This window comes from Rhodococcus triatomae, from assembly GCF_014217785.1.
Taxonomy (GTDB): Bacteria; Actinomycetota; Actinomycetes; order Mycobacteriales; family Mycobacteriaceae; genus Rhodococcus_F; species Rhodococcus_F triatomae.
Genome location: NZ_CP048814.1, coordinates 475,512 through 502,169, shown reverse-complemented (window position 1 = coordinate 502,169; position 26,658 = coordinate 475,512). Strand labels below are relative to the sequence as shown.

At 70.7% G+C, this 26,658-nt stretch carries 20 protein-coding genes, 1 tRNA gene and 1 pseudogene; 11 read left to right on the top strand and 11 right to left on the bottom strand.

Annotated elements, in window-relative coordinates; translation table 11 throughout:
• Positions 1-5: 5 nt before the first annotated feature.
• The 5 genes from G4H71_RS02375 to G4H71_RS02355 form a co-directional block, all read right to left on the bottom strand.
• Positions 6-1,595 carry an ABC transporter permease gene (locus G4H71_RS02375; protein WP_072739312.1) on the bottom strand — a complete coding sequence of 530 codons (1,590 nt, stop codon included), beginning with the start codon at positions 1,593-1,595 and terminating at the stop codon, positions 6-8.
• Positions 1,595-2,515, bottom strand: coding sequence for an ABC transporter ATP-binding protein (locus tag G4H71_RS02370; protein ID WP_072739183.1), 921 nt, complete (start codon positions 2,513-2,515; stop codon positions 1,595-1,597). Before G4H71_RS02370 ends, G4H71_RS02375 begins: the two co-directional genes overlap by 1 nt.
• Before the next feature lie 64 nt (positions 2,516-2,579).
• Positions 2,580-4,643 (bottom strand): ATP-dependent DNA helicase, encoded by a 2,064-nt coding sequence (locus G4H71_RS02365; RefSeq protein ID WP_072739184.1) that lies wholly within the window; start codon positions 4,641-4,643, stop codon positions 2,580-2,582.
• Positions 4,644-4,789: 146 nt separating this feature from the next.
• Positions 4,790-5,383: an isochorismatase family protein gene (locus tag G4H71_RS02360; protein ID WP_072739186.1), complete on the bottom strand. Its 594-nt coding sequence runs from the start codon at positions 5,381-5,383 to the stop codon at positions 4,790-4,792.
• Positions 5,380-6,768 (bottom strand): nicotinate phosphoribosyltransferase, encoded by a 1,389-nt coding sequence (locus tag G4H71_RS02355; protein ID WP_255314917.1) that lies wholly within the window; start codon positions 6,766-6,768, stop codon positions 5,380-5,382. The genes G4H71_RS02360 and G4H71_RS02355 overlap by 4 nt, the downstream gene beginning before the upstream one ends.
• A gap of 72 nt (positions 6,769-6,840) precedes the next feature.
• On the opposite strand from G4H71_RS02355, the gene clpS reads away from it, so the two are divergent.
• The 10 genes from clpS to G4H71_RS02305 all read left to right on the top strand — a co-directional run bounded on the left by clpS (position 6,841) and on the right by G4H71_RS02305 (position 13,734).
• A complete protein-coding gene (gene clpS / locus G4H71_RS02350) occupies positions 6,841-7,179 on the top strand; it encodes an ATP-dependent Clp protease adapter ClpS (RefSeq protein ID WP_174561878.1) in 339 nt (112 codons plus the stop codon).
• Between the two features lie 56 nt (positions 7,180-7,235).
• The gene (gene aosR, locus G4H71_RS02345; protein ID WP_072739190.1) at positions 7,236-7,811 is read left to right on the top strand and encodes an oxidative stress transcriptional regulator AosR; all 576 of its coding nucleotides are present in this window, start codon (positions 7,236-7,238) and stop codon (positions 7,809-7,811) included.
• Positions 7,812-7,845: 34 nt separating this feature from the next.
• Complete coding sequence (locus G4H71_RS02340; protein WP_072739192.1) at positions 7,846-8,940, top strand: P1 family peptidase; 1,095 nt, start codon at positions 7,846-7,848, stop codon at positions 8,938-8,940.
• A 61-nt stretch (positions 8,941-9,001) separates the two neighbouring features.
• A complete protein-coding gene (locus tag G4H71_RS02335) occupies positions 9,002-9,406 on the top strand; it encodes a M67 family metallopeptidase (protein ID WP_072739193.1) in 405 nt (134 codons plus the stop codon).
• Between the two features lie 55 nt (positions 9,407-9,461).
• The gene (locus G4H71_RS02330) at positions 9,462-9,734 is read left to right on the top strand and encodes a MoaD/ThiS family protein (protein WP_072739195.1); all 273 of its coding nucleotides are present in this window, start codon (positions 9,462-9,464) and stop codon (positions 9,732-9,734) included.
• 6 nt (positions 9,735-9,740) lie between these two features.
• Positions 9,741-10,703 carry a PLP-dependent cysteine synthase family protein gene (locus G4H71_RS02325; protein WP_072739197.1) on the top strand — a complete coding sequence of 321 codons (963 nt, stop codon included), beginning with the start codon at positions 9,741-9,743 and terminating at the stop codon, positions 10,701-10,703.
• 40 nt (positions 10,704-10,743) lie between these two features.
• Entirely contained in the window at positions 10,744-11,376 is a 633-nt protein-coding gene (locus G4H71_RS02320; protein ID WP_072739314.1) for a rhomboid family intramembrane serine protease, read from the top strand.
• Positions 11,377-11,509: 133 nt separating this feature from the next.
• Positions 11,510-12,268, top strand: a complete 759-nt coding sequence (locus G4H71_RS02315) for a cyclic nucleotide-degrading phosphodiesterase (protein ID WP_072739199.1) — start codon at positions 11,510-11,512, stop codon at positions 12,266-12,268.
• Positions 12,269-12,320: 52 nt separating this feature from the next.
• A complete protein-coding gene (gene rph, locus G4H71_RS02310; RefSeq protein ID WP_072739201.1) occupies positions 12,321-13,103 on the top strand; it encodes a ribonuclease PH in 783 nt (260 codons plus the stop codon).
• Positions 13,096-13,734 carry a non-canonical purine NTP pyrophosphatase gene (locus G4H71_RS02305; protein ID WP_072739203.1) on the top strand — a complete coding sequence of 213 codons (639 nt, stop codon included), beginning with the start codon at positions 13,096-13,098 and terminating at the stop codon, positions 13,732-13,734. The genes rph and G4H71_RS02305 overlap by 8 nt, the downstream gene beginning before the upstream one ends.
• A gap of 148 nt (positions 13,735-13,882) precedes the next feature.
• On the opposite strand, the gene G4H71_RS02300 is transcribed toward G4H71_RS02305, so the two are convergent.
• From G4H71_RS02300 to G4H71_RS02275, 6 genes and pseudogenes are all read right to left on the bottom strand, one after another.
• Positions 13,883-14,266, bottom strand: a complete 384-nt coding sequence (locus tag G4H71_RS02300; protein WP_072739205.1) for a DUF3817 domain-containing protein — start codon at positions 14,264-14,266, stop codon at positions 13,883-13,885.
• Positions 14,263-14,685 carry a transcriptional regulator gene (locus tag G4H71_RS02295; RefSeq protein ID WP_072739207.1) on the bottom strand — a complete coding sequence of 141 codons (423 nt, stop codon included), beginning with the start codon at positions 14,683-14,685 and terminating at the stop codon, positions 14,263-14,265. The genes G4H71_RS02300 and G4H71_RS02295 overlap by 4 nt, the downstream gene beginning before the upstream one ends.
• Positions 14,686-14,763: 78 nt before the next feature.
• A complete protein-coding gene (locus tag G4H71_RS02290) occupies positions 14,764-15,486 on the bottom strand; it encodes a GOLPH3/VPS74 family protein (RefSeq protein WP_246442624.1) in 723 nt (240 codons plus the stop codon).
• Between the two features lie 76 nt (positions 15,487-15,562).
• Positions 15,563-15,645, bottom strand: a tRNA-Leu gene (locus tag G4H71_RS02285).
• A gap of 129 nt (positions 15,646-15,774) precedes the next feature.
• Positions 15,775-16,236, bottom strand: a pseudogene (locus tag G4H71_RS02280) (HNH endonuclease signature motif containing protein); the annotation flags it as partial.
• A gap of 2 nt (positions 16,237-16,238) precedes the next feature.
• Positions 16,239-16,898, bottom strand: a complete 660-nt coding sequence (locus G4H71_RS02275; protein WP_072739210.1) for a DUF8548 family protein — start codon at positions 16,896-16,898, stop codon at positions 16,239-16,241.
• 414 nt (positions 16,899-17,312) lie between these two features.
• Between G4H71_RS02275 and G4H71_RS02270 the strand changes: the two genes are divergently transcribed.
• Positions 17,313-26,633, top strand: a complete 9,321-nt coding sequence (locus G4H71_RS02270) for a type I polyketide synthase (protein WP_072739212.1) — start codon at positions 17,313-17,315, stop codon at positions 26,631-26,633.
• Positions 26,634-26,658 lie beyond the last annotated feature (25 nt).

The following is a 26,658-nucleotide window of genomic DNA, read 5'->3' as shown; positions in this document are numbered from 1 at the left end:
ATCGGTCAGCGAGTCAGGTCCCGACGCTGGAACCCGGCGAGCCCGGCGGCGGTCAGCGCCACCGCCACCAGGAACAGCGCGAGCAGCGGCAGTACCCGCACGTCTGCCGCAGGCAGAGCCGGGGTGTGGTGGAAGGGGGACGCGGCGGCGAACCATCCGGGCAGCACCTCGTCGAACATTCCGACGACGAGGACGTACCCGAGGTAGCCCCACACGACGGGAAAGGCACGGGGTGCCCACCCATACACCGCGACCGCCACCGCGGTGACGACGAGCACGGCCGGGACCGAATTCGCTGCCGCGCCCAGCAATCGGAGGAACGCTCCACCGTCCGACAGCGTGGCCGCCGCCGTGATCCCCATACCGGCCCCCGCGACGAGAACGACCACCACGGCACCGCAGGCGATCACTGCGGCTTGCTCGCCCAGCCACCGGACCCGGGCGACGGGCCCGGCCAGCGTCTGTCCCGCGCGCCCGGCCTCCTCCTCGGAACGGACGAGGGACACCCCCGCGGCCGCGTACATCGCCGCGAGGATCGCCAGGAACACCACGTAGAGCGCGTAGGCGCCGTCCGCCGCGGAATCGACGCCGCCGGGCAGCATCGTGGTCAGCGTGGGATCCTGCTCGAGAAACGTGCTGATCTGCTGTCCCAGCGCGCCGACCGGCACGGCGAGTGCGAGTACGCCGAGCCCCCAGGAGAGCAGGATCCCGCGCTGTTCCCGCAGGGCCAGCGCGGCGATTCCGTCGAGCCGCGGGCTCGCCTCGGCGCGCCCGCGTCGTGGTCGCAGTATCCCCGCGCCGAGATCGCGGCTGCGGGCCGCCACGTAGGTGGCACCGACCAGTCCGACGGAGACCAGGAGACCCAGCGCCAGCGGCCACCAGCGGGTGTCCACCCAGGCGCGTGTCGCCTGGCCCCAGCCGATCGGCGACAGCCACGACAGGACGCTGCCGCTCTCCTTCGCCCGCACGTCCCCGACGGCGCGCAGCAGGTACGCGAGCGCCACCGCACCGAGGCCGACACCGACCGCCGTGCGGGCGTGTTCGGTGAACTGGCACAGCAGAGCCGCCGTGCCGGTGAAGACCAGGCCCACCACGAACACCGACGCGGCGAGCACCACGCCACCGCCCGGCGGCACCCCCGCCACCAGCAGCCCGATCGCGAGCGACAGGGCAACGAAGACGTTGGCGACGACCGAGGCGGCGAGCCCGGCACCGATCGGTGCGAACCGCCCGACGACGCCCGCCAGCACCAGTTCGGATCTCCCCGATTCCTCCTCGCCCCGCAGGTGGCGGGTCGTCAGGAGCACCGACATCACCGCCGCGGCGACCATCGCCATCGCGCCGATCTCGTTGGCGACCATCGCCCCCAGCGTGTAGTCGTCGAGACCGTAGCCGGGACCCGCCAGTGCTGTCGCCGCCGGGGACGAGACCAGTTCGGCCCGGGCGGCGCGTGCAGCCGCGTCGGGAAAGAGGGTGGCGTAGCTCGATGCGGTGAGCGCGGTGAACCCGGCGATGGCCAACGCCCACACCGGAATCCGGAACCGGTCCGATCGCAGGGCGAGCTCGGCGAGCACGGTGAATCCGCGGAACTGCATCACTTCGCCGACCCCGGTCCGCCGTGTCCGGACGCGTCGAAGTACTCGCGCAGGAAGAGGTCCTCGAGTGTCGGTGGCTGCGCCTTCACCGCGACGATGCCCAGCCCGGTGAGCGTGGTGAGCACCGGATCCAACTGATCCGAATCGACGTCGAAGGTCACGGTGTTCGGCGTCGCGCCCACCCGGAGATGGTGCACGCCCGGCGCTCCCGCGATCGGATTCGGCTTGATCCGGGTCGTCGCGGTCACCGTGGTCCGGGTGAACTGACGCAGATCCGCGAGCGTCCCGGATTGGATCGTCCGGCCGGCGCGGATGATGGTGACCGACTCGCACAGCGCATCGACCTCGGCGAGGACGTGGCTCGACAGCAGGGCGGTGTGCCCGGCGCTCGCGAACTCGGTGATGCAGTCCCGGAACACCGCCTCCATCAACGGATCCAGGCCGGTGGTCGGTTCGTCCAGGACGAGCAGATCGACGTCCGCGGCCAGCGCGGCGATCAGAGCCACCTTCTGCCGGTTGCCACGCGAGTACGTGCGCCCACGCCGGGTCGGGTCGAGGTCGAACCGCTCGATCAACTCGTCGCGTCGGCGCCGGTCCACTCCACCGCGCAGCCGCCCCAGTAGGTCGATCGCCTCTCCACCGGTCAGGTTCGGCCACAGCGTGACATCACCGGGAACGTAGGCGAGCCGACGGTGCAGCGGTACGGCCTGCGTCCACGGATCCGCGCCGAGGACGCTCGCCCGCCCGCCGTCCGCCCGGATCAGGCCCAGCAGGATGCGGATGGTGGTCGACTTTCCGGAGCCGTTCGGTCCCAGGAACCCGTGGATCCGGCCTACCGGAACCTCCAGGTCCAGCCCGTTCAGTGCGCTCACGTCGCCGAACGTCTTGGTCAGTCCCCGAACTGAGATCGCTAGGTCCATCGGACGAGCATAGGGTGGGTGACCGGCTCGCCGCGAAACGGCAGGAACGCGGCCGTCGCGAACCTCAGGAGAGACGCGAGTCGCGAATGCGTCCCAGTGCTTTCCGGACCACCGCGGGGTCGGAGGTCTCCCAGAACGGTGGCAGCGACGCGCGCAGATAGCCCGCGTAGCGGGCGGTCGCCAGCCGCGGATCGAGCACCGCGACCACGCCGCGGTCGTCGGTGCTGCGCAGCAACCGGCCCACTCCCTGGGCGAGCAGCAAGGCGGCATGATTGGCTGCGACCGAGAGGAATCCGTTGCCGCCGCGGGATTCGATCGCACGCTGCCGCGCCACCAGCAGTGGATCGTCGGGGCGCGGGAACGGGATCCGGTCCAGGATCACCAGGCTCAGCGACGGGCCCGGCACGTCCACGCCCTGCCAGAGGGACAGGGTGCCGAACAGCGACGTCGGCTCGTCCGCGGCGAACGCGTCGATCAGCGCCCCCGTGGTGTCCTCGCCCTGACAGGACACCGGAGTGTCCAGGCGCTCGCGCATGGCCTCCGCGGCCGCCTTCGCCGCCCGCATCGAGGAGAACAGGCCGAGGGTGCGCCCGCCCGCCGCCTCGACCAGTTCGGCGATCTCGTCGAGGTACGACGGCGCCAGCCCGTCCCGGCCGGGTGGGGGCAGGTGCGTCGCGACGTAGAGGATGCCCGCCTTGGCATGGTCGAACGGTGACCCCACGTCCAGGGAGTTCCAGGTGATCGATTCGTCGTCCGACGGTGCGCGTTTGCCGGTCGCCGTCGCCGGGTCGATCACGGCGGAGGATTGCGCGGGCAGGCCCCAGTTGACGGCCAACCCGTCGAAGGAGCCTCCCACGGTGAGCGTGGCCGACGTGAGGACCACCGTGGACTCGTCGAACAGGCGGGTGCGCAGCAGCCCACCGACCGACAGCGGTGCCATCCGCACCGTGCGACGCACGGTGCCCCGCTGCTCGTCGGCGGCGAGCCACACCACGTCCTTCCGCTGCGCCGGATCCGGCTCGTCGAACGCGGTGAGGATCCGTACCGCGCCGTCGTGCACCTCCTCGACGGCCACCAACGCGGCGTTGCGCGCGGCAGCGGCCTCGGGGTCCATTGCTCCGGACCGGATCGGCCCGATGGCCGTGCGCAGTGCCCACGCGGCGTCCCGGATCGCGGCGAGCGCCGGGCCGGCCCCGTCCGGCAGCGCCTCCCACCGGCCGGGCCGGAGTTCTTCCAGCAGTCCCGCCCAGCCTTCGGCCGCCGCTTCCAGACGGTCCGCGTCCTGTTCCTCGACGAGCTTTCCGCACCTGCGTGCCGTCGCACTGACGGTGGCGGGCGCCAGCTCGGCCGTCGCCACACCGGTGACGCGGTCCACCAGCTCGTGCGCCTCGTCGATGATCACGACGTCGTGTTCCGGGATCACCGAGATCCCGGCGATGGCATCGATCGCGAGCAGGGCATGGTTGGTGACCACGACGTCGGCACGACCGGCATGCGCGCGGGAACGCTCGGCGAAGCAGTCCTCGCCGATCGGGCAGCGGGACTTGCCGATGCACTCTCGCGCCGACACGCTGACCTGACGCCACGCCCGGTCGCTGACTCCCGGGGACAGGTCGTCGCGGTCGCCGGTCTCGGTGTTCGAGGACCAGTCCACCAGGCGCTGTATCTCGCGGCCCAGACGGGACACGGCGAACGGGTCGAACAATTCGTCGTCGGCGGGCTCGTCGGCCATTCCGGCGTGCACCTTGTTCAGGCACAGGTAGTTGCCGCGACCCTTGAGGATCGCGAACTCCGGCCGTCGGCCGAGTGGTTTCTCGAGCGCGTCGGCCAGCCGGGGCAGGTCGCGGTCGACGAGCTGGCGCTGCAGGGCGATCGTGGCAGTGGACACCACGACCGTCTTTCCCGACTCGACCGCGTGCCGCAGCCCCGGGACCAGGTAGGCGAGGGACTTGCCGGTGCCGGTGCCCGCCTGCACGGCGAGGTGCTCGCCGGTGTCGATCGAGTGCGCCACCGCGGACGCCATCGTCAGCTGATTGGTGCGCTCCCGGCCGCCCAGCGCGGACACCGCCGTCCGCAACAGGTCGGGGACGGCGGGCAGGGTTCGGACGTCGGGAGCATCGAGGGCCACTCGAGCAGGCTAGTCCAGGCCACCGTCACCACCGAGCGATGCGGGTGTCTCGGGACATGTACGCGCCCCCTTTCCGAGCCGTGCCCTCGAAACTTCGAGAGCACGGCTCGGAGAAAGGGCGCAGTTGTGAGTTCAGGGCTGTGAGTTCAGGGCTGGGGATCGGACTCGGCAGCCGACGGCAGTACCGTCTCCAACCGGACCCCGGCGTCGGCGAGCTCGGTCAGCGCGCTCTGCACCGTCGCGGGGGACACCCCGGCGGTGAGGGGGAGCAGGACCGTCGTGGTGAACCCCTCCCGTGCGGCGTCGAGCGCGGTGGCGCGCACACAGTGATCGGTGGCGAGGCCGACCACGTCGACCTCCTCGATACCGCGTGCCCGCAGCCACCTCGCGAGCTCCGCACCGTCCTCCTCGGAGCCCTCGAACCCGGAGTACGCGGCCGAGTACTCACCCTTGGTGAACACGGCTTCGACCGCCGAGGTGTCGAGAGCCGGATGGAACTCGGCACCGGGAGTGCCGACCCGGCAGTGCACCGGCCAGGAGTCGACGAAATCGGGTTCGTCCGAGAAGTGGTCGCCCGGATCGATGTGGTGGTCCTTGGTGGCGACCACCGCGTCGTAGGAATGCTCCGCGATGTGCGTGCCGATCGCGGCGGCGACGGCGGCACCACCGGCCACCGCGAGCGATCCGCCCTCGCAGAAGTCGTTCTGCACGTCGACGACGACGAGCGCCCTTGCGGTCATTGCGCACCTCCGGGGTGGGAGTGGGCCGAACTCTGTTGCCCGCCGGCGACGAAGCGGACCGGGATCGCGGGTTCGCTCTCGGACAATCCCAGACCCTCCCAGGGGAGAGCATGCAGGCCGGCGGCCAACAGGTCCCGTCCCTGTTCGAGGGTAGGAGCATCGTCGACGATCTCGCCACCGCGGACCAACGGGACCGTCACGGCCCGCGCCGTCAGCCCCGACGCCGTGGCGCCACGCACCACGTCCTCGACGGGGATCGACGCCGGGTACACGAGTTCCTCGACGATCGTGCCGGTGGCACGGGACACCCGGACCGACCGCTTCGCGCCACCCTTCGATTCCTTGTGGCTCGACCGCTTCTCCACCGGGAGGCCGTCGACCTCCACCAGCTTGTAGACCATTCCGGCGGTCGGCGCACCCGACCCGGTCACCAACGACGTCCCCACCCCGTACACGTCGACCGGCTCGGCGCGCAGGGCGGCGATCGAATACTCGTCCAGATCTCCGGAGACGACGACCTTCGTGTCGGTGGCTCCGAGATCGTCGAGCTGGCGGCGCACCTGGTGGGCGAGGACACCGAGCTCGCCGGAGTCGATGCGGACCGCGCCGAGCCCGGTCCCGGCCACGGCGACCGCGTTCGCCACGCCCTCGGTGATGTCGTAGGTGTCCACGAGCAGCGTGGTCCCCACCCCGAGAGCGGCGATCTGGCTGCGGAAGGCGGCCTTCTCGTCCGGGCCGTCCGCCCCGGTGTGCAGCAGGGTGAAGGCGTGCGCGCTCGTGCCCGCGCCCGGCAATCCGTAGCGACGGACGGCCTCGAGGTTGGACGTGAAATCGAAGCCGGCGAGGTAGGCGGCCCGCGAGGCCGCGACCGCGGCCTGCTCGTGGGTGCGGCGTGAACCCATCTCGATCAGGGTGCGGCCGCCGGCCGCACTGACCATGCGGGCGGCCGCGGTCGCGATGGCGCTGTCGTGATTGAGCACCGACAGGACCAGGGTTTCGAGGACGACACACTCGGCGAACGTGCCGGTCACCGAGAGCACCGGAGAACCCGGGAAGTAGAACTCCCCCTCGGGGAAGCCGTCGATGTCCCCGGTGAACCGGTAGTCCCGCAGCCAGGCGACGGTGTCCGGGTCGAGGAAGGACTCCGCCACGGCGAGCTCCTCCTCCCCGAAGCGGAACCGTCCGAGCAACTCCAGCAGACGCCCCGTGCCGGCGACGACCCCGTAGCGTCGCCCTCCGGGAAGCCGGCGGGCGAACACCTCGAACGTGCATCGCCTGTTCCAGGTGCCGTCCGCGAGCGCTGCGGACAGCATCGTCAGCTCGTACTGGTCGGTGAGCAGAGCGCTGCTGCCCGGCCCGTCCGCGGAGGTGAATTCTGCAGTCACAACCGTCACTTTATGCACTTCCGGGCGCCGTGCGGGTGTTGCCGTCGCGTCGAGGCGTCGTACCCTTGAACCATGGCTCAGAACTCGACAGCACCACCGCTCCGAGATGCCATGCCAGCATCCCCGCAGGTGACCCCTGCCGAATCGGAGGCGACGGACCTCGACGAGGCGATCGATCGACCCTGGGTCACGATCGTCTGGGACGACCCGGTCAACCTCATGCATTACGTGACGTACATCTTCCAGAAGCTGTTCGGCTACAGCAAGGCCAAGGCGACGGACCTGATGATGCAGGTGCATTCGGAGGGCAAGGCGGTCGTCTCGAGCGGTTCGCGCGACAAGATGGAGAACGACGTGCGCAGGTTGCACGGCGCGGGACTGTGGGCGACCATGCAGCGCGACGACAGTTGACCCGACAGCCGGCCTGACGGTCGGGACGAGGCGACGGAGAAGGACTCGGTAGCGACGTGCGGATGTGGAACAGGAAGAACTCTCTCGGCGGCGTGAAGCTTCGCTCCGAGATCGACGCGCACGAGGCGGCGGTGTTGCGCTCCCTCGTCACCTCGGTCCTGGGTCTGCTGGACGAGCGAGCGAAGTCCGCGCCCGACGACGAGCTGGCCGAACTGACCGGGCTGCGCAGCGGGAACACCGCGCCGCCCGAGGACCCGGTCGTCGCTCGTCTCCTCCCGGACTTCCAGCGCAGTGATCAGGGCGGTCTCGACGACGCGGACGCCACCGCCGACGCCAACGGCGCGCTGCGCGGCCTGCACGAGCCGGAGATCATCGACGCCAAGGTCGCCGCGGGCTCGGTGGTACTCGACACCGTGCCGCCGGACGGCGGCAAGCTGGTGTTGACCCCGGAGCAGGCCGACGCCTGGCTCTCGGCCATCAACGACGTCCGGCTCGCGATGGGGACGAATCTCGGCATCGATTCCCAGACCCCGGACGAGGTGGATCCGGACGATCCGCGGGCACCCCATTTCGACGTCTACCACTGGCTGACCTGGATGCAGGACTCACTGGTCCAGGCGCTCGCTCCCTGATCGTCAGCGATACACCGACCCGGATCGAGGCCCGATGACCGACACCACACCGGGAGCCACCGACTCGATCGTCGACGTCGAGGGCCTGCGGGTCGGGCACCACTCCCGACTCGACGAGGACGCCACCGTCGGAGTCCCGGGCGTACCGGGCCGGGGCGCGGCGTGCGGGGTGACCGTGGTCCTCGCTCCGGACGGAGCTGTCGCCGGGGTGGACGTCCGGGGCGGTGGGCCGGGGACACGGGAGACGGATCTGCTGTCGCCCGAGAACAGTGTCCGGCACGCGCACGCGATCGTGCTCTCGGGCGGCAGTGTGTACGGACTCGCCGCCGCCGACGGCGTCGTCCGGTGGCTCGAGGAACACGGCCACGGTATCGAGATGGGTGGCGAGGGCCTGGTGGTCCCGATCGTGCCGGCCGCGGTGATCTTCGATCTCCCCGTGGGTGATTGGCAGACGCGACCCGACTCCACCTTCGGCTACCTCGCCGCCGCTGCCGCGTCCTCCACCCGGTGTGACACCGGATCGGTGGGAGCGGGCACCGGCGCCCGGGCCGGTGCGATCAAGGGCGGAGTCGGATCGGCGAGCGCGACGATCTCCTCCGGGCCCGCCGATGGAGTCACCGTGGCGGCGTTGATGGTGGCCAACCCGGTGGGTGCGGTGTTCGATCCCGGTACCGGAGTGCCGTGGGGGGCCGGAGGCGACCCGGGACGCTTCGGGTTGACCGCGCCCCGGCCCGCGGACGTGGACACGGCCGCCGAACTGGCCGCCAAGGGAACGGTGTTCAACACCACCATCGGCGTCGTCGCCACCGATGCGGCACTACCCAAGGACGCGTGCCGCCGGATCGCTGTCGCCGGCCACGACGGCCTCGCCCGTGCGATCCGTCCCGCGCATTCGCCGCTGGACGGGGACACGATCTTCGCGGTCGCCACCGGTACCCGCCCGGGTGGAGCGGAAGGCGCGATGCCGTCGGCGTTCGCTCCCGACCTGGCGGTGCGGGCCGCAGTGTGCGAGGTGGCGGCCGAGGTGGTCGAACGAGCCGTCGTGAAGGCGATTCTCGAGGCGACGACGGTGGCGGGAATTCCGAGCTATCGGGACGTGTTCCCCTCGGCATTCGCCGGTCCCGGCTGACCGGAGCCGACGAAGCTGGAGTCGGGAAGCTGCGGGGTCGTCACGGCGAAAGGGGAAGGACGTGCTGGAGATTCGATCCGATCTCGTCGACGCGATGGTGCGCCACGCGCGGACCGACCATCCCGACGAGGCGTGCGGGGTACTCGCCGGCCGCGAGGGTACAGAGGTGCCCCTGCGGCACGTTCCGATGATCAACGCGGAGCGGTCGCCGACGTTCTATCGATTCGACTCGCTCGAGCAGCTGAAGGTGTGGCGGGAGATGGACGAGGCCGACGAGACGCCCGTCGTGATCTACCACTCGCACACCGCGACGCAGGCGTACCCGAGCCGCACCGACGTCTCGCTCGCCGCGGAGCCGCACGCGCACTACGTCCTGATCTCCACCCGTGATCCCGACCATGCGGAGATCCGCAGCTTCCGGATCGCCGACGGGGAGATCACCGAGGAAGAGATCCGGATCGTGTAGACGTCCCGACCCGCCGGCGTCGTCGGCGGGACCCCTCTCGCGAAGGAGCCCCACCATGGCGGTCACCGTATCGGTCCCGACCATCCTGCGTACGTACACCGGCGGTGCGAAACGGGTGGAAGCCACCGGGTCCACCCTGGCCGCGATCGTCGACGACCTCGAGGCACACCACGGGGGAATCCGGGAACGGCTGCTCTCCGACGGCGCACTGCATCGATACGTGAACGTCTACGTCAACGACGAGGACGTGCGCTTCACCGGGGGCCTGGCGACCCCCGTCGCCGACGGCGACTCGGTGACGATACTGCCCGCCGTCGCCGGCGGGTGAACCCCGATGGCCCGCTTCGCTTCCTACCTCGACACGGTCGGTGACACCCCGCTCGTGGGCCTGCCCCGGCTCTCGCCCGGCTGGGATTCCGAAGTCCCGGTGCGGTTGTGGGCGAAACTCGAGGACCGCAATCCGACCGGTTCGATCAAGGACCGGCCGGCGCTGCGGATGATCGAGGAGGCTGAGCGGGACGGCCGGCTCACCCCGGGAGCGACCATCCTGGAGCCGACCAGTGGCAACACCGGGATCTCGCTGGCAATGGCGGCGAAAGTAGCGGGCTATCAGCTGATCTGCGTGATGCCCGAGAACACCTCGGTGGAGCGTCGGCAACTGCTCACGATGTACGGGGCACGCATCGTCGACTCGCCCGCGGAGGGCGGGTCCAATCGGGCGGTCGCCGTGGCGAAGGAGCTCGCCGCGCAGAATCCGGACTGGGTCATGCTCTACCAGTACGGTAATCCGGCGAATGTGCGTGCGCACTACGAGGGAACCGGTCCCGAGATCCTGCGCGATCTGCCTTCCGTCACCCACTTCGTGGCGGGGCTGGGGACCACGGGCACGTTGATGGGCGTGGGCGCCTTCCTCCGCGAACGGGTTCCCGGTGTCGAGATAGTCGCCGCCGAACCGCGTTACGGAGAGCTGGTCTACGGCCTGCGCAATCTCGACGAGGGATTCGTGCCCGAGCTGTACGACGAGTCCGTGCTCACGTCACGGTTCTCCGTCGGACCCGGCGACGCGGTACGGCGCACGAGGGAACTGGTCGAACAGGAGGGAATCTTCGCCGGGATCTCCACCGGCGCAGTCCTGCATGCCGCGCTCGGCGCCGCACGCAAGGCGGTCGCGGCGCAGCGGCGTGCCGACATCGTGTTCGTCGTCGCCGATGCCGGATGGAAGTATCTGTCGACCGGTGCGTACGCGGGTACCCTCGAGGACGCCGAGGAAGCGTTGGAGGGGCAGCTGTGGGCCTGAGGAGAATGCCGTGACCGTACCGAACTTCCCTCCGCCGAACGTGCCGTCGTCGAACGGCCCGGCCGGCGGTGGGCCCCCTGCGCCGCGCCCGTCGTCGCGTCCCGCATGGCAACAGGCCGCGGCGGTGGTCGGCGGGTTCACCGTTCTGCTCTACGTCGTCGAGATCCTCGACGTGCTGTCCGGGGACCGGATCGAGCGTGCCGGAATCACGCCGCGCTCATTCGACGGCCTGTGGGGTGTGCTGTTCGCTCCCGTGCTGCACGACGACTGGGCCCACCTGTTCGCGAACACCGTTCCGGTGCTCGTCCTCGGGTTCCTCGTCCTGGCATCGGGACTGGTCCGTGGACTGGCCGCGACCGGAATCATCTGGGTCGTCGGCGGACTCGGTACCTGGTTGATCGGTGGTGCCTACACGAATCACATCGGTGCCTCCATCCTCGTGTTCGGATGGCTCGCGTACCTCCTGGTGCGCGGGGTCTTCACCCGCAGTCTCGGCCAGATCCTGATCGGCGTCGTGGTGTTCGTGGTCTACGGGGGCCTGCTGTGGGGCGTCCTGCCGGGAACACCGCTCGTGTCCTGGCAGGGACATCTGTTCGGCGCGGCCGGCGGGGTACTCGCCGCCTGGGTGCTCTCCGCCGACGATCGCAGACGTCGGGCACTGGGTTCGGCCTGACCGGTATGTGACCCGCAACCACGTCGGGGGAGTGGTGTACTCGCGGGTCACAGTCGGACTGTAGGTGTGAGTCTGACGCGCCGCCGACATCGGAGGCTTTTTCCCGGGCCCCTCGGCGTGGCAGCATGACCCTATGCGCCTCACCGTCCTGGGATGTTCGGGCAGCGTCTCCGGACCGGACTCGCCCGCCTCGGGTTATCTGCTGACCGCTCCCGGTACGCCTCCGGTGGTGCTCGATTTCGGCCCGGGCGTCCTCGGTGCCCTGCAGCGGTACGCGGACCCGGGGGAGGTGTCGGTCCTGCTCACCCACCTGCACGCGGATCATTGTCTCGACCTTCCCGGGCTCCTGGTGTGGCGGCGCTACCACCCGTCGCCGCCCACCGGACGAGCTCTCGTCTACGGGCCCTCCGACGCGGCCTGCCGCATCGGGGTGGCGTCCGCCGAGTGCGGTGGCGAGATCGACGACATCTCCGACACGATCGATCTGCGGCAGTGGACGGACGGTGCTGCCGTCGAGTTCGGTGAGTTGACGGTTCGTGCCGGCCGGGTCGACCATCCTCCCGAGTCCTACGGGCTGCGCATCACCGACGCGGACGGACGCATCCTCACCTATACCGGCGACACCGGAATGTGCGACGAGGTCGTCGAGCTCGCCCGCGGAGCGCACGTACTGCTGTCCGAGGCGTCCTGGACCCACAGTCCCGACCGCCCCCAGGGGATCCACCTGTCCGGGACGGAAGCGGGCCGGGTGGCAACGCTCGCGGGGGTCGGCGAGCTGCTTCTCACACACATCCCGCCGTGGACGTCTCGCGAGGACGTCATCGCCGAGGCGAAGGCCGAGTTCGCCGGACCGGTGCACGCGGTCACCGCCGGTGGCGTCTACGAGATCTGACCGGGCGCCGAGGTCCAGCCGGGCGCCGCAGGGGCTGCACTAGGCTCTGGCTGTGACCACACGAGAAGACGGTAGGGCGGACGACGAGCTCCGCAAGGTTCGGATCACCCGAGGATTCACCGCACATCCCGCGGGCTCGGTGCTGGTCGAGTTCGGGCAGACACGGGTGATGTGCACGGCCAGCGTCGAAGCAGGAGTGCCCCGGTGGCGGCAGGGCTCCGGTCTGGGCTGGCTCACCGCCGAGTACGCGATGCTGCCCGCCGCGACACACACCCGCAGCTCCCGTGAATCGGTCAAGGGCAAGGTCGGTGGCCGCACCCAGGAGATCAGCCGGCTCGTCGGGCGGTCCCTGCGCGCCTGTATCGACCTCGCCGCGATCGGCGAGAACACCATCGCGCTCGACTGCGACGTCCTGCAGGCCGACGGAGGCACGCGCACCGCGGCGATCACCGGCGCCTACGTCGCGCTGGTGGACGCGGTGACCTACCTCCGGGCAGCGGGACGTCTGGCGGATCCGCAGCCGATCTCGTGCGCCATCGCCGCCGTCAGCGTCGGCGTCGTCGACGGCCGGGTACGGCTCGACCTTCCCTACGAGGAGGATGCGCGCGCCGAGGTCGACATGAACGTCGTGGCCACCGACACCGGGACGCTGGTGGAGATCCAGGGAACGGGCGAAGGGGCCACCTTCCCGCGCTCCACGCTCGACAAGATGCTCGACAGTGCGTTGGCCGGTTGCGTCGAACTGTTCGAGGTGCAGAAGGCAGCCCTCGAACTGCCGTACCCCGGGGAACTTCCGGAAGCGCCCGCGGAGTCGAAGAAGAAGTTCGGTGTCTGAGGTTCGGGTCCTCGTCGCCAGCCGCAATGCCAAGAAGCTTCGCGAGCTCGAGCGAGTCCTGATCGCGGCGGACGTCTCGGGGATCGCCCTCGTCGGGTTGGACGACGTCCCGGCCTACCCGGAGGCCCCGGAGACGGGTGCGACGTTCGAGGAGAATGCGCTCGCGAAGGCGCGGGACGGCGCGGCGGCAACAGGTCTCCCGTGCGTCGCCGACGATTCCGGGATCGAGGTCGATGCCTTGAACGCGATGCCGGGTGTCCTCTCGGCCCGGTGGGCGGGGCGGCACGGTGACGACGAGGCCAACACCGCGCTGCTGCTGGGACAGCTCACGGACGTTCCGGACGAGCGGCGCGGAGCCGCCTTCGTGTCGGCGTGTGCGCTGGTCCTCCCGGGCTCGGGGCAGGACGCGGGTGATCGGGAGATCGTGGTGCGGGGGGAGTGGCGCGGGGAGATCGTGCGCGCACCACGCGGTGCCGGTGGATTCGGCTACGACCCGGTGTTCCGGCCCGAGGGCGAGGACCGTACCTCGGCAGAGCTCAGTCCGCAGGAGAAGGACGCTGCCTCCCATCGCGGAAAGGCTCTGGCACTGCTGGTGCCCCGCCTGGCCGACCTCGCGGCCCGAGGCGACTGACAGATTTCTCGCCGACGGCCCGTGGGCGCCGATATCGTGGGGAGATGGCTCCCTTCATCGCGCCCACGACGCCGTTCGGCTTCCTCGTCTACCTCATCGGGATCATCACGGGCGGCCCGGTCATCCTCTGATTCCCGGCGGGTCCGGGTCAGACGCCGAAGTCGCGCTTGACCTGCTGGGTCCGCCAGTGCTCGACGAAGAACGACAGGAACGGGACGGTACCGGCCAGCAGTGTGCCGATGGTGCGCCCCACCGGCCACCGCACCTTCACCGCGAGATCGAGCGTCACCAGCAGGTAGGCGAAGTAGACCCAGCCGTGCACGATCGCGATCCACGACGGCAGATCCTCGACCTTGAAGATGTACTTCGCGACCATCTCCGCGGTGAGTACCAGCAGCCAGAGCCCGGTCGCATATGCGAGGACGCGGTATCGCAGCAGCGCCGAGCCGACCTTCTTGCGTGTCGCCGGGTCGACGGCGGCGGGGGCGGCCGACGTGTCCTGTCCGGTGCTCTCGTCCTGTCCGGTGCTCACGGGGTGCTCCTGTCGGAATCGCGAGCGGCGAGCTCGGCGAGGTAGTGGTTGTACTCGATGGCCTGGGCGACGTCCGGGTCGTCCTCCGGATCGTCCTCGATGCGCGGTGCCTGGGGGCGCGCGGGAAGCAGGTCCGCGGGGATCTCTCGGGGCGTCGGGGCGGTGTCTGTCACCGTCGGCTCGGCGGGGCCCTCGTGGACGCCGGCCTGGCCGTTCTCGAGCTGGACGAACCGCCGGTAGGCGAACACCAGGAAAGCCGCGAAGAGTGGCCACTGGAGCGCGTAGCCGAGGTTCTGTCCGGTTCCGGACGCGCTCTCGAAACGCTCCCACTGCCACCAGCCGAGCGCCAGGCAGCCGAGTGCCCCGACCGCGACCAGCAGGATCAGTGCCGGTCGACGGCGCTTGAGATTGTCGGACACGACAACGACGGTACCCGAACGGCCGATTCACCTGCGAGGAGAGGGCGGTCGGTGATGGCTGCGATCACATCGGGTCCGTCAGCTCCGGGGCTGCCCGGTGACCGCGACCACGGCGTTGACGACGGTGGCGGCCACCGTGCGGGAGAGGGCCGCGGAGGCTGCGTCGGCACCCCAGTCGCCACGCTCGAGGTCCTTGGCGCGAGTGATGACCGGGGATGTCCACGGGATCTCCTTGTGGAGCACCGGCAGGGAGCCACTCGCGGACACCAGTGCGGCTGTCGGCCCAGTCCGCGCGTCGGGCTCGACGCCGTCGACGAGGACGGCACGGACTCGGGCGAGGAGTGCGGCGCGCCGCCCGGTGGTGCCTTCCTCGAGCGCCGTCGTGGTGAAGAGACCCATCCTCTTGCGGCGCGTGCGGCGGAGGTCGCCCCTCGCGACGAGCCGGTCGAGGAGCGGGCCGCGCAGTGACGGCCCGATCGCAGCGAGCGCGGTCGGTATGCCACGGGGCTTCTCTCCGAGGTACTCCCACGCGGAGCGCAGGACGTCGTCGGACGGGGGAGAGTCGCCGACAGGCCGGACGAGGGTTCGGCGTAGGCGAGCGCTCTCCGTCTCGACGCGGTCGGTGAGTGCGAGTTCGGTGAGGACGGCGCCGCCGAGCACGTAGAAGAGTGTGCCCTCTCCGGCGATGGTTCCGGAATCGGGCTGGAACAACAGGAGGAGAACATCCTCGGCGATCAGTGGCACGCCGACGCGAGGCCCGGGATCGTCCGGTGGGGTGTCGCGGTCGGGTGGCAGGGACACGGTGTTCACCTCGTTCGTCGAGGGGACGAGGCTCCCCGGCCTGGATGCGGGATTCAGGTCCGGGAGCACCTCGCTGTGCGCGAGGGGGGACTCGAACCCCCACGCCCTTCCGGGCACCGCGTCCTAAGCGCGGCGCGTCTGCCGTTCCGCCACTCGCGCGCGCTGGAAAGACTACGCGACGGCACCGGAACTGCGCGACTGTCCGGAAGTGGGGCGCGGAGAGTGGCGTTCCTCGGCCGCGGTCAGCCCCTGCGGGAAGGGTGATTCGGATTCCGGCCACCATCGATTCCGTCCCGCCCAGGTCGGCGTCTGGCTGTGGCAGTTCGGGCAGAGAAACCGAACGTTGGTCGGGCGGGAATCCAGATGATTGCCATCGATGTGGTCGACGTGCAGAGTCAACGGGCCGTCTCGCCACCGAGCCGGAAGCTCACACCGAGCGCAGGAGTAGGGCACCCCCGATTCCACCAGCGCCCGGCGGAGCATGTGTGGCTTGACCCGCGCGCTTCCGTCGGGGCGTAGGACGAGGATTTCCTGCCACGCTCGTCGGCGCACGCCTCGTTGTCCGCGGTTGTGCGCCCGCCCGGTGAAGTGCGTCGTGTCGATGCCCAACTGCTTGATCCGGCGGCTCAGGTGCGACTGCATTCCGCCGGACTGCCGGAGCCCGAGGTACCGCAGTACCCCGGCCACGCTGCTCGATCGGGCCACCGCTTCCTCGAGGATCTCCCGCGTGTACTTCTCCTTGCGCGGCACGATCAGGCCGCCGACTCGCCGGGGACCCGCGCCGACGGGCGTGCGGACCGCCGCACGATCGCGTGGGTGAGTGTGCGCACGGTGATGTGCAGTGCGGGAGCAACGGCGTGCAGCAGGTGCGAGGCGCTCGCCGCGTCGACGGGCTCGTCCAGAGCATCCGACACGAACGAGGTGATCCGTGCGACCGCAGCCTCGTCGAGGATCCCGAGGGCAGCCGAGAGGAGCTCCCACGTCCGGGCACCGAGTCCGGGAACCGACATCAGCGCAGCGCAGTGGGTGGGTCCGATATCGGTGGAGTGTCGGCAGCCGGCGTCCACGAGTGCCCGCGCCGCGAGAGCTGCCGCCGCTGCCTTGGTGGAGTAGTTGCCCGGGACGCGCTGGCGATTGCCGAGCAGTGGGACCAGGGCGTCCGGCCCATCGGTACGGCAGGCGAGCATCTCGAGATCGTCGAGCACGGACTCTCCACGGTGTGCGCGCCAGCGCCCGACGACGGCGCGCACTCCCGAGTGCTCGCCTCCGTACGTGGCGCGCGCGGAGAAGACCGCGTCCAGGAGCGCGGCCTCGCTCTCGCCGGGCCAGCCCTCGGACCAGACCGGTGGCACCCGCTCCGGGAACTGCGCGTCGATGTGGTCGAAGAGAACGCGTACGTGCGTGGAGTTCATGTCTGCCCCCTGATGCTCGAAGTTTCGCCTGCTCGAACAATAGTTCGACCCACCGACACGCTCCCGCCCCGCACCATGACGCCACGAAAAATGCAAGATGGTCACGAAATTATAACGATCAATATGAGGTTTTCCTCAGGTTCTAGGACGTCCTCGCAGGCCGACGCGCTGCGGGTATGCGACCTACCCGGGAGTCACAACGTCGACGACAAGTGACGAACCTCACTGGCCTTCGGCGAGGTGTGGTCCGCCCAGGCGGCAAACGTGAGGAAATCCTCATGATCCTGTGTCAACCTGGGTATCGCCCGGTGATGCCGTGCTCGCGGTGCCGCCGACCCGCGTCGCACAGGGGAGCACCACTCGGGCAAGACAGCAATCACACCCTGCTCCAGGGTGAAACGAGAGGACGCTCGCGTGACGATCGACGACACCACACCCGAAGGCCAGGGCCGGTTCACGAACAGCGCGCGGGATGCGGGGGCCTCCGGTCGGCCGGCGCTCGTCGATCAGCTGCGCGGCGGGCAGGCATACGCGCTCGCCTTCGGCGGACAGGGTGCCCCGTGGTTGGGGACGCTCGCCGAGTTGAGCCGGGACAGCGGGCTGGAGCCGGCCGTGACCGCGCTGGTCGGTGACGCCGCCGCCAAGCTGGCCCCCGTGGCACACGAACTCGTGGTCGCTCGTCCCCTCGGCTTCGACCCTGTGGCCTGGATGCTCGAACAGGAACTCGCCGACGGCGAGCCGGTTGCGGACGAGCCCGTCTCCGTCGACCTGCCCACCGAGGCGTACCTGCGCTCGGCGGCGATCTCCCTCCCCGGCGTGCTGCTCACCCAGCTCGCCGCATTGCGTGCGCTCGCCGCGGGCGGTCTCGATCCCGCCGACACCCCGCCGGTCTCGGTGATCGGCCACTCCCAGGGCGTACTCGCCGTGGAATCGGTGCGTAGCGAAGGGCGGATCGACGCGGAACTGCTCGCCGTGGCCCAGTTGATCGGTGCCGCTGCGGCTCTCGTCGGCCGCCGCCGGGGCCTGATCGGTGCCGCCGACTCGGCGCCCATGCTGGCCGTCTCCGACGTCGACCCCGAGCGGATCGCTCGGATCGTGGCAGAACTCGCCGAGGACGTCGATCCCGAGAGTGCCCCTGTCGTCGCCATCCGCAACGGACGGCGCCGTGTCGTGCTCTCCGGCCCGCCGGCCCGCCTGGCCCGGGTCCGGGAGCAGTGCGAACAGATCGGCGAACGGGAGACCCGTGAACGCGAGGCGAAGAAGCGTGGCGGTGCCGTCTTCTCTCCGGTGTTCGAGGACCTTCCCGTAGAGGTGGGCTTCCATCACCCGGCCTTCGCCGAGGCCGTGGAACTCGCCACCCAGTGGGCGGCGCGATGCGGGCTCGACGGGGACCGGGCCGGCCGCCTGGCCGCGCAGATCCTCACCGAACCGCTGGACTGGGTCCAGGCGGTGGACGGCGCCGTCGACGCGGGAGCCCGGTGGGTGCTGGATCTGGGCCCGGGCGATCTGCTGACCCGGGTGACCGCACCGAGCCTGCGCGGGCAGGGCGTCGGCATCGTCGCGGCCGCCACCCGCGGCGGCCAGCGCAACCTGCTCGTCGCCGGTGCCACTCCGGAAGTGCTTCCCGCCTGGACGTCGTTCGCCCCTCGCCCTGTTGCTCTCCCGGGAGGCGCCACCGGCGTCGAGACCGCATTCACGCGCCTGACCGGTCGCTCGCCGATCCTGCTCGCGGGCATGACCCCGACCACGGTCGACGCGAAGATCGTCGCCGCTGCCGCCAACGCCGGCCACTGGGCCGAACTCGCCGGCGGTGGCCAGGTCACCGAGGAGATCTTCGGTGACCGGATCGCCGAGCTGAAGACCCTGCTCGAGCCGGGGCGGTCGGTCCAGTTCAACTCGCTGTTCCTCGACCCCTACCTGTGGAAGCTGCAACTCGGCGGCAAGCGGCTGGTGCAGCGGGCTCGCGCCGCGGGTGCGCCGATCGACGGCGTCGTCGTGACCGCGGGCATCCCGGAGCTGGACGAGGCGATCGCGCTGATCGAGGAACTCTCCGATGCCGGTATCGCCCACATCGCCTTCAAGCCGGGGACCGTGGCCCAGATCCGATCGGTGATCCGGATCGCCAACGAGGTTCCGGACGTGCCGGTGATCGTCCACATCGAGGGCGGCAAGGCCGGGGGCCACCACTCGTGGGAGGACCTCGACGACCTGCTGCTCGACACCTACTCGGAGCTGCGGGCGCGTCCCAACCTGATCGTGTGCGTCGGCGGCGGTATCGGCACCCCGGAACGGGCCGCGGACTACCTGACCGGCCGTTGGGCCCGCGAGCACGGCTTCCCCGCCATGCCTGTCGACGGAATTCTCGTCGGTACCGCCGCAATGGCGGCGCTCGAGGCCACGACGGCTCCCGACGTCAAGCGGCTTCTGGTCGAGACCCCCGGCACGCCCGACTGGGTCGGTGCCGGCACCGCGAACGGCGGTATGGCGTCCGGCCGCAGTCAGCTCGGCGCGGACATCCACGAGATCGACAATGCCGCATCCCGTACCGGCCGCCTGCTCGACGAGGTGGCGGGGGATGCCGACGCGGTCGCGGCACGCCGCGACGAGATCGTCGCGGCACTCGACGCCACGGCGAAGCCCTACTTCGGCGACCTCGCGGCGATGACGTACGAGCGGTGGCTGCGCCGCTACCTCGAGCTCGCGGTGGGCATCGACGCCGCACGGGAATTCGACTGCGGCGCCGAGTTCCGGGCCGCGATCTCCGAGGCCATCACCAGCCCGTGGATCGACGTGAGCTGGCGCGATCGGTTCCGCAAGATGCTGCAGCGCACCGAGGCCCGCCTGCACCCTGTGGATCGCGGACCGATCCCCACCGCCTTCGCGGACGACCAGACGCTCGAGCACCCGGAGGCGGCGATCTGCACTCTCGCCGCCCGGTTCGAGGATTTCGGGACCACACTGCTCCATCCCGCCGACGTCTCCTTCTTCGTCTCCCTGTGCAAGGCGCCGGGCAAGCCGGTCAACTTCGTCCCGGTCGTCGATGCGGACGTGCGGCGCTGGTGGCGCTCGGATTCGTTGTGGCAGGCCCACGACCCGCGTTACGACGCGGATCAGGTGTGCGTCATTCCCGGAACGGTCGCCGTCGCCGGGATCACCCGGGCCGACGAGCCGGTCGGTGAACTCCTGGACCGGTTCGAGAAGACGACCTACGACGAACTCGTCGCCGCCGGTGCCCGTCCGGAACCGGTGGCCGCCCGGCGGCACGGTGACGGCGAGGGCATCGTCGACACCGTCCTCGCGGCCCCCGACATCGCGTGGGGGAGCCGGGTGACCCGCAACCCGGTCCATCGATTGGGGGACCTCGACCGGTGGAGCAGCTACGGTGCCGGTGCAGTGCACGAGAGCAGCGGCGCGGAGTTGTCGGTCCTCGGCGACGAGCACGTGCTGCTCTCCGTCCCGCTCGGACACGACCGCACGGTCGACATCCGCATCACGGTGCCCGCCTCCGTCCGGGACGGCGGCGCACCCGTCGTCACCGAGGCCGACGCCGAGGAATCGATGAGGGCACTGCTCGGGGTGGCCGCCGGCCAAGAGCTGCCCAAGGTGCGTGCCGGTGTCGCCCGCAGCAGCCTGGCCTGGATGCCGGACCGCATTGCCGATCACTCCGGAGTCACCGGATCGGGCCTGCCGCAGTCGTTGTCGGTGAGCGGCCGGGCCGTCCCCGACGTCGTCGTCGGTGCGTGCTGGCCCGCCGTCTTCGCCGTTCTCGGCGACGCGAAGACCGGAAGCGGCGCCGACGCGGCGTCGGTCATCGAGGGCATGCTCGACCTCGTCCACCTCGACCACAGTGTGCGGATGACCGGTGAGCTTCCCGCCGACCCGGCGATCCTCGTGGTGAGTGCCGAGGTCGTCTCGGTCGGCGACACGGACCTCGGCCGCGTGGTCGAGGTCGCCGTGGAGGTCGGTGCGATGGTCGGTGACGACGGGCTGGACGCGCCCGCCGTGGTCGCCATGACCGAGCGGTTCGCGATCCGCGGTCGTACCGGCACAGCCGAACTCGCCGATCCGCCGCGCGCAGGTGGGGCACTCGGCGACTCGGTCACCGAGACACCGCGTCGCCGTCGCCGCGACGCGACCGTCGTCGCGCCCCGGTTCATGGACGCGTTCGCCCAGGTCTCCGGCGACCACAACCCGATCCACACCTCCGGTAACGCCGCGCTGCTCGCCGGCCTGGGCAGCCCCATCGTGCACGGCATGTGGCTGTCCGCCGCCGCGCAGCAGGTCGTCACCGCCGTGGACCCGGCGGAGGCGAAGATCCCGCCGCGCCGCCTGACGGCCTGGACGACGCGCTTCCTCGGCATGGTTCGTCCCGGTGCCGCGATCGACGTGCGGGTCGACCGTGTCGCCACGGACGGCCCCGCGGAGGTCGTCGAGGTGGGCTGCCGCATCGACGGCGAACTGGTGATGGTGGCCACCGGCCGCATCGCCGTGCCGAAGACCGTCTACGCGTTCCCCGGCCAGGGCATCCAGCGCCCGGGGATGGGCCTCGACGCCCGCTCCCGGTCCAAGGCGGCCAGGGAGATCTGGGACCGTGCCGACAAGCACACCCGCGAAGCGCTCGGATTCTCGATTCTCGCTGTGGTGCGCGACAATCCGACCAGCGTCAAGGCACGAGGAGTCGAGCATCGCCATCCCGACGGTGTCCTCCACCTGACCCAGTTCACCCAGGTCGCGATGGCGACGCTGGGCGTGGCGCAGATCGCGGAACTCCGTGAGGCGGGCCTGTTCGACTCCGACGCTCTGCTGGCGGGCCACTCGGTGGGTGAGTACAACGCGCTCGCGGCGGTCGCGGGCGTACTGCCGCTCGAGGCGGTCCTCGAGGTGGTGTTCCAGCGCGGTTCGGCGATGCATCAGCTGGTGCCGCGGGACGCGGACGGGCGTTCGGACTACCGGATGGCGGCGATCCGTCCCTCGCAGATCGGTGTGTCCGACGACGATGTCCACGACTTCGTCGCCGCGGTGGCCGCCGAGTCCGGCGAGTTCCTCGAGATCGTCAACCTGAACCTGCGGGGATCGCAGTATGCGATCGCCGGGACCGTTGCCGGTCTCGACGCGCTCGAGCGCGAGATCGAGGTGCGGCGAGCCGAGTTCGGCGGCAAGCCCGCGTACATCCAGGTCCCCGGTATCGACGTGCCGTTCCATTCCACGGTGTTGCGGGACGGCGTCGCCGACTTCCGCGGACGCCTCGAGGAGCTTCTGCCCGCCGAGATCGACCCGGACATCCTGATCGGGCGCTACGTGCCGAACCTGGTGCCGAAGCCGTTCTCGCTGCATCGTGAGTTCGTCGCCGAGATCGCCGATCTGGTGCCGTCCGAACCGCTGCGGGAAGTGCTGTCGGACTTCGAGTCCTGGGCCGGCAGGCCGAGCGCGCTCACCCGCGTGGTCCTCATCGAACTGCTCGCCTGGCAGTTCGCGAGTCCGGTGCGGTGGATCGAGACCCAGGACCTGTTCTTCCGCGACGAGTCCGAGGGCGGCCTCGGGGTCGAGCGCTTCGTCGAGGTCGGGCTCGCTGCCGTGCCGACGGTGGCGAACCTCGCCTCGCAGACGCTCAAGCTTCCCGGCCGCGTGGGGCATCCGGTCGAGGTGCTCAACATCGAGCGGGAGGCGTCGGTGGTCTATGCCACGGACGTGGACCCGGCACCGGTGGAGGACGACGAACCGGTGGAGGCGGCGCCCGCGGAGAACGCGGCCCCGGCCCCGGCGGCAGCTCCGGCCCCCGCGCAGAGTTCCGGCCCGCGCCCCGAGGACATTCCGTTCACCGCCGCCGACGCGACCGCCGTACTCATCAGCCTGTGGACCAAGCTGCGTCCCGACCAGGTCGGTCCCGCGGACACGATCGAGGCACTGTGCGACGGCGTGTCCTCCCGCCGGAACCAGTTGCTCGTCGACCTCGGTTCGGAGCTGTCGCTCGGTGCGATCGACGGTGCCGCGGATGCCGACATGGGCGCGCTCTCGGCGACCGTGAACCAGCTCGCCCGTACCTACAAGCCGTTCGGCCCCGTGCTCTCCGATTCGATCGGTGACCATCTGCGCAAGGTGTTCGGCCCGTCCGGTCGCCGCCCGGCCGCGATCGCCGATCGGGTGCGGAAGGTCTGGGAACTGGGCGACGGCTGGGCCCACCACGTCACCGCGGAGGTGGCATTGGGCACCCGGGACGGATCGAGTATCCGTGGGGGTGACCTGGGTGGTCTCGCCGCGGGTGCGCTGTCCGACGGTGCCGCGGTGGACGCGGCCGTCGATGCCGCGGTCGCTGCGGTGGGTGCACGGCGCGGGGTCACCGTCACGATGCCCGCCACCGGCGGAAGCTCCGGCGGCACCGTCGATGCGGCGGCCCTGGGCGAATTCACCGAGCACATCACGGGACGCGACGGAGTGCTCGCTTCGGCGGCGCGGCTCGTGCTCGAACAACTCGGTCACGCAGACATCGCCGTCCCCGCGGCCGAGGACGGCACCGGGGCCGAGTTGGTCGATCTGGTCTCCGCCGAACTGGGCGCCGACTGGCCCCGGCTGGTGGCGCCGGCGTTCGACGAGCGCAAGGCGCTGCTTCTCGACGACCGGTGGGCCAGTGCCCGTGAGGATCTCGCACGTCTGTGGATCGACGAGGGACGAGGTGACGCCTTCCCCGGCGCCGAGTCGTTCGCCGGTGCGGGCCGGGCCGTCGCCGCCCAGGCGCAGTGGTGGCACGATCGCGCGGTCGCGGAAGGCCGCACCGCACTGGCGGCGCGCTACCGCACCGTCGTCGACCGGGCCGCGGCGGACGACACCGCGGGCGATACGCCCGCGCCGTGGTCCGACGAGGTGGCGGTCGTGACCGGCGCGAGCAAGGGTTCGATCGCCGCCTCCGTGGTGGGTGAGCTCCTCGCCGGTGGCGCCACCGTGTTCGCCAGCACCTCGCGACTGGACGAACAGCGCATCGGCTTCTACCGCGATCTGTACCGCAGGCACGCACGTGCCGGAGCGGCGCTCTGGGTGGTGCCCGCGAACATGGCGTCCTACGCGGACGTCGATGCACTGATCGACTGGATCGGCAGCGAGGCGGTCGAGACCGCCGGCGGCGCGAAGAAGGTCGTGAAGCAGCCGTTCACGCCCACCCTGCTGTTCCCCTTCGCGGCGCCGCGGGTCGCCGGTGACCTCTCCGCCGCCGGCGCTCGCGCCGAGATGGAGATGAAGGTGCTCCTGTGGTCGGTCGAGCGGCTGATCGGCGGGCTCTCCGCCATCGGCGCCGACCGCGACGTGGACACCCACCTGCACGTCGTGCTGCCCGGCTCGCCGAACCGCGGCACGTTCGGCGGTGACGGCGCCTACGGCGAGGCCAAGGCGGCGCTCGACGCGGTGGTGAACCGCTGGCGTGCCGAGCGCACCTGGTCCCAGCGCGTCACCCTGGTGCACGCGCTGATCGGCTGGGTCCGTGGTACCGGCCTGATGGGCGGCAACGACCCGCTGGTCGAGGCCGTCGAGACGGCCGGAGTCCGGACCTGGTCGACGGACGAGATGGCGTCGGAGTTGCTGCGGACGTGCACGGCGCAGGCCCGGGCCGACGCCGCCTCCGCACCGGTGTCGGTGGACCTCACCGGCGGGCTCGCCGAGGCCGACCTGGATCTCGCCGCTCTGGCGAAGCAGGCAGCCGATGTCGCCGCCGAGGAGATCGTGGACGAGTCCACCGAACCCGACAGTGTGCCCGCGCTCCCGGCACCGCCGCGCGCGGACGACGCTCCGGCACCGTCCTGGCCCGAGCTCGACGTCGATCCCGCCGATCTGGTGGTCGTCGTCGGGGCCGGCGAACTCGGTCCGCTCGGTTCCTCGCGCACGCGCTTCGAGATGGAGGTGAGCGAGCAGCTGTCCGCTGCCGGAGTCCTCGAACTCGCATGGAACACAGGGCTGGTCACGTGGGAGTCGACCCCGGCGCCCGGGTGGTACGACGCGGAGACCGGCGAACTCGTGGCCGAGGAGGACATCGCGGACCGGTACCACGACGTGGTCGTGGAACGCTGCGGCATCCGCAGGTACGAGGATGACGGCGCGATGGTCGACAACGCGGCGCCGCTGCTGACCTCGGTGTTCCTGGACAAGGATCTGAGCTTCGTCGTCGGCGGTGAGGCGGAGGCTCGTGCCTTCGTCGACGCCGACCCGGAGAACACGGTCGCCGCACCCGATCCGGACAGCGGTGACTGGCGGGTCACCCGACGTGCCGGGACCGAGATCCGCGTGCCGCGGAAGGTGACCCTGACCCGCCAGGTCGGCGGGCAGATTCCGACCGGGTTCGACGTCACGAAGTGGGGCGTCCCGGCCGACATGGCCGACTCGGTGGACCGAGTCGGACTGTGGAACATCGTCGCGACGGTGGACGCGTTCCTCGGCGCGGGCTTCACCCCCGCCGAACTGCTGCGGTGGGTCCATCCGGGCCTCGTCGCCAACACGCAGGGCACCGGCATGGGCGGAATGACGTCGATGCGCTCGCTCTACATCGACACCCTGCTCGGTGAGAGTCGTCCCAACGACATCCTCCAGGAGGCGTTGCCGAACGTGATCGCGGCGCACGTCGTCCAGTCCTACGTCGGCGGCTACGGCGCCATGGTGCATCCGGTGGCCGCATGCGCGACGGCGGCGGTGTCGGTCGAGGAAGGCGTGGACAAGATCACCCTCGGCAAGGCGCAGTTCGTGGTCGCCGGCGGATACGACGATCTCGGAATCGAGGGCATCGTCGGCTTCGGCGACATGTCGGCCACCGCCGACACCGAGACGATGCGGGCCAAGGGCATCGACGACCGCCGGTTCTCCCGAGCGAACGACCGTAGGCGCGGCGGATTCGTCGAGTCCCAGGGTGGCGGCACCGTCCTGCTGGCTCGCGGCGACGTGGCGCTGGAGATGGGCCTGCCCGTCCTCGGCGTCGTCGCCTGGGCAGGATCGTTCGCGGACGGAGTGCACACCTCGATCCCTGCCCCGGGTATCGGTGCGCTCGGTGCCGGGCGTGGGGGAACGGAATCCCCGCTCGCCCGCTCGCTCACCGCGCTCGGTGTGGGACCGGACGACATCGCCGTGGTGTCCAAGCACGACACCTCGACGGCGGCGAACGACCCCAACGAGTCGGAGCTGCACGAGCGTCTGGCAGATGCGCTCGGCCGCAGCGCCGGGGCGCCCCTGTTCGTGATCTCGCAGAAGTCGCTGACGGGGCATGCCAAGGGCGGGGCGGCGGCGTTCCAGCTGATCGGCCTGTGCCAGGCGCTCGCCGGCGCGGTGGTGCCCCCGAACCGGTCTCTCGACTGCGTCGACGACGCCATGGCCGAGTACGAGCACCTGGTGTGGGCGCGTGAGCCGTTGCACTTCGGGGACTCGTTCCCGTTGCGGGCCGGTCTGCTCACCTCGCTCGGCTTCGGGCACGTGTCCGGACTCGTCGCGGTGGTGCACCCGCAGGCGTTCGTCGCCGCGGTCCCCGCGGAGCGGCGCGAGGCGTACCTCGACGCGGCCCGTGCGCGCACGGTCGAGGGACGTCGCCGGCTCGCGGCGGCCATGTGCGGCTCCGCGACGCTGTACGAGCGGCCCGAGGGTCGACGGTTCGGTGGCAGCGAGGTGCACGCGGCGGCGGCACGCACGCTCGAGGCCGACGTCCTGCTGTCCGGCTCGGCGCGGCTCGGTGACGACGCCGTGTACCGCGCCGAATCCCCGGGCTGCAGCTGACGGCCGGAACGGCGGGAGCAGGAGT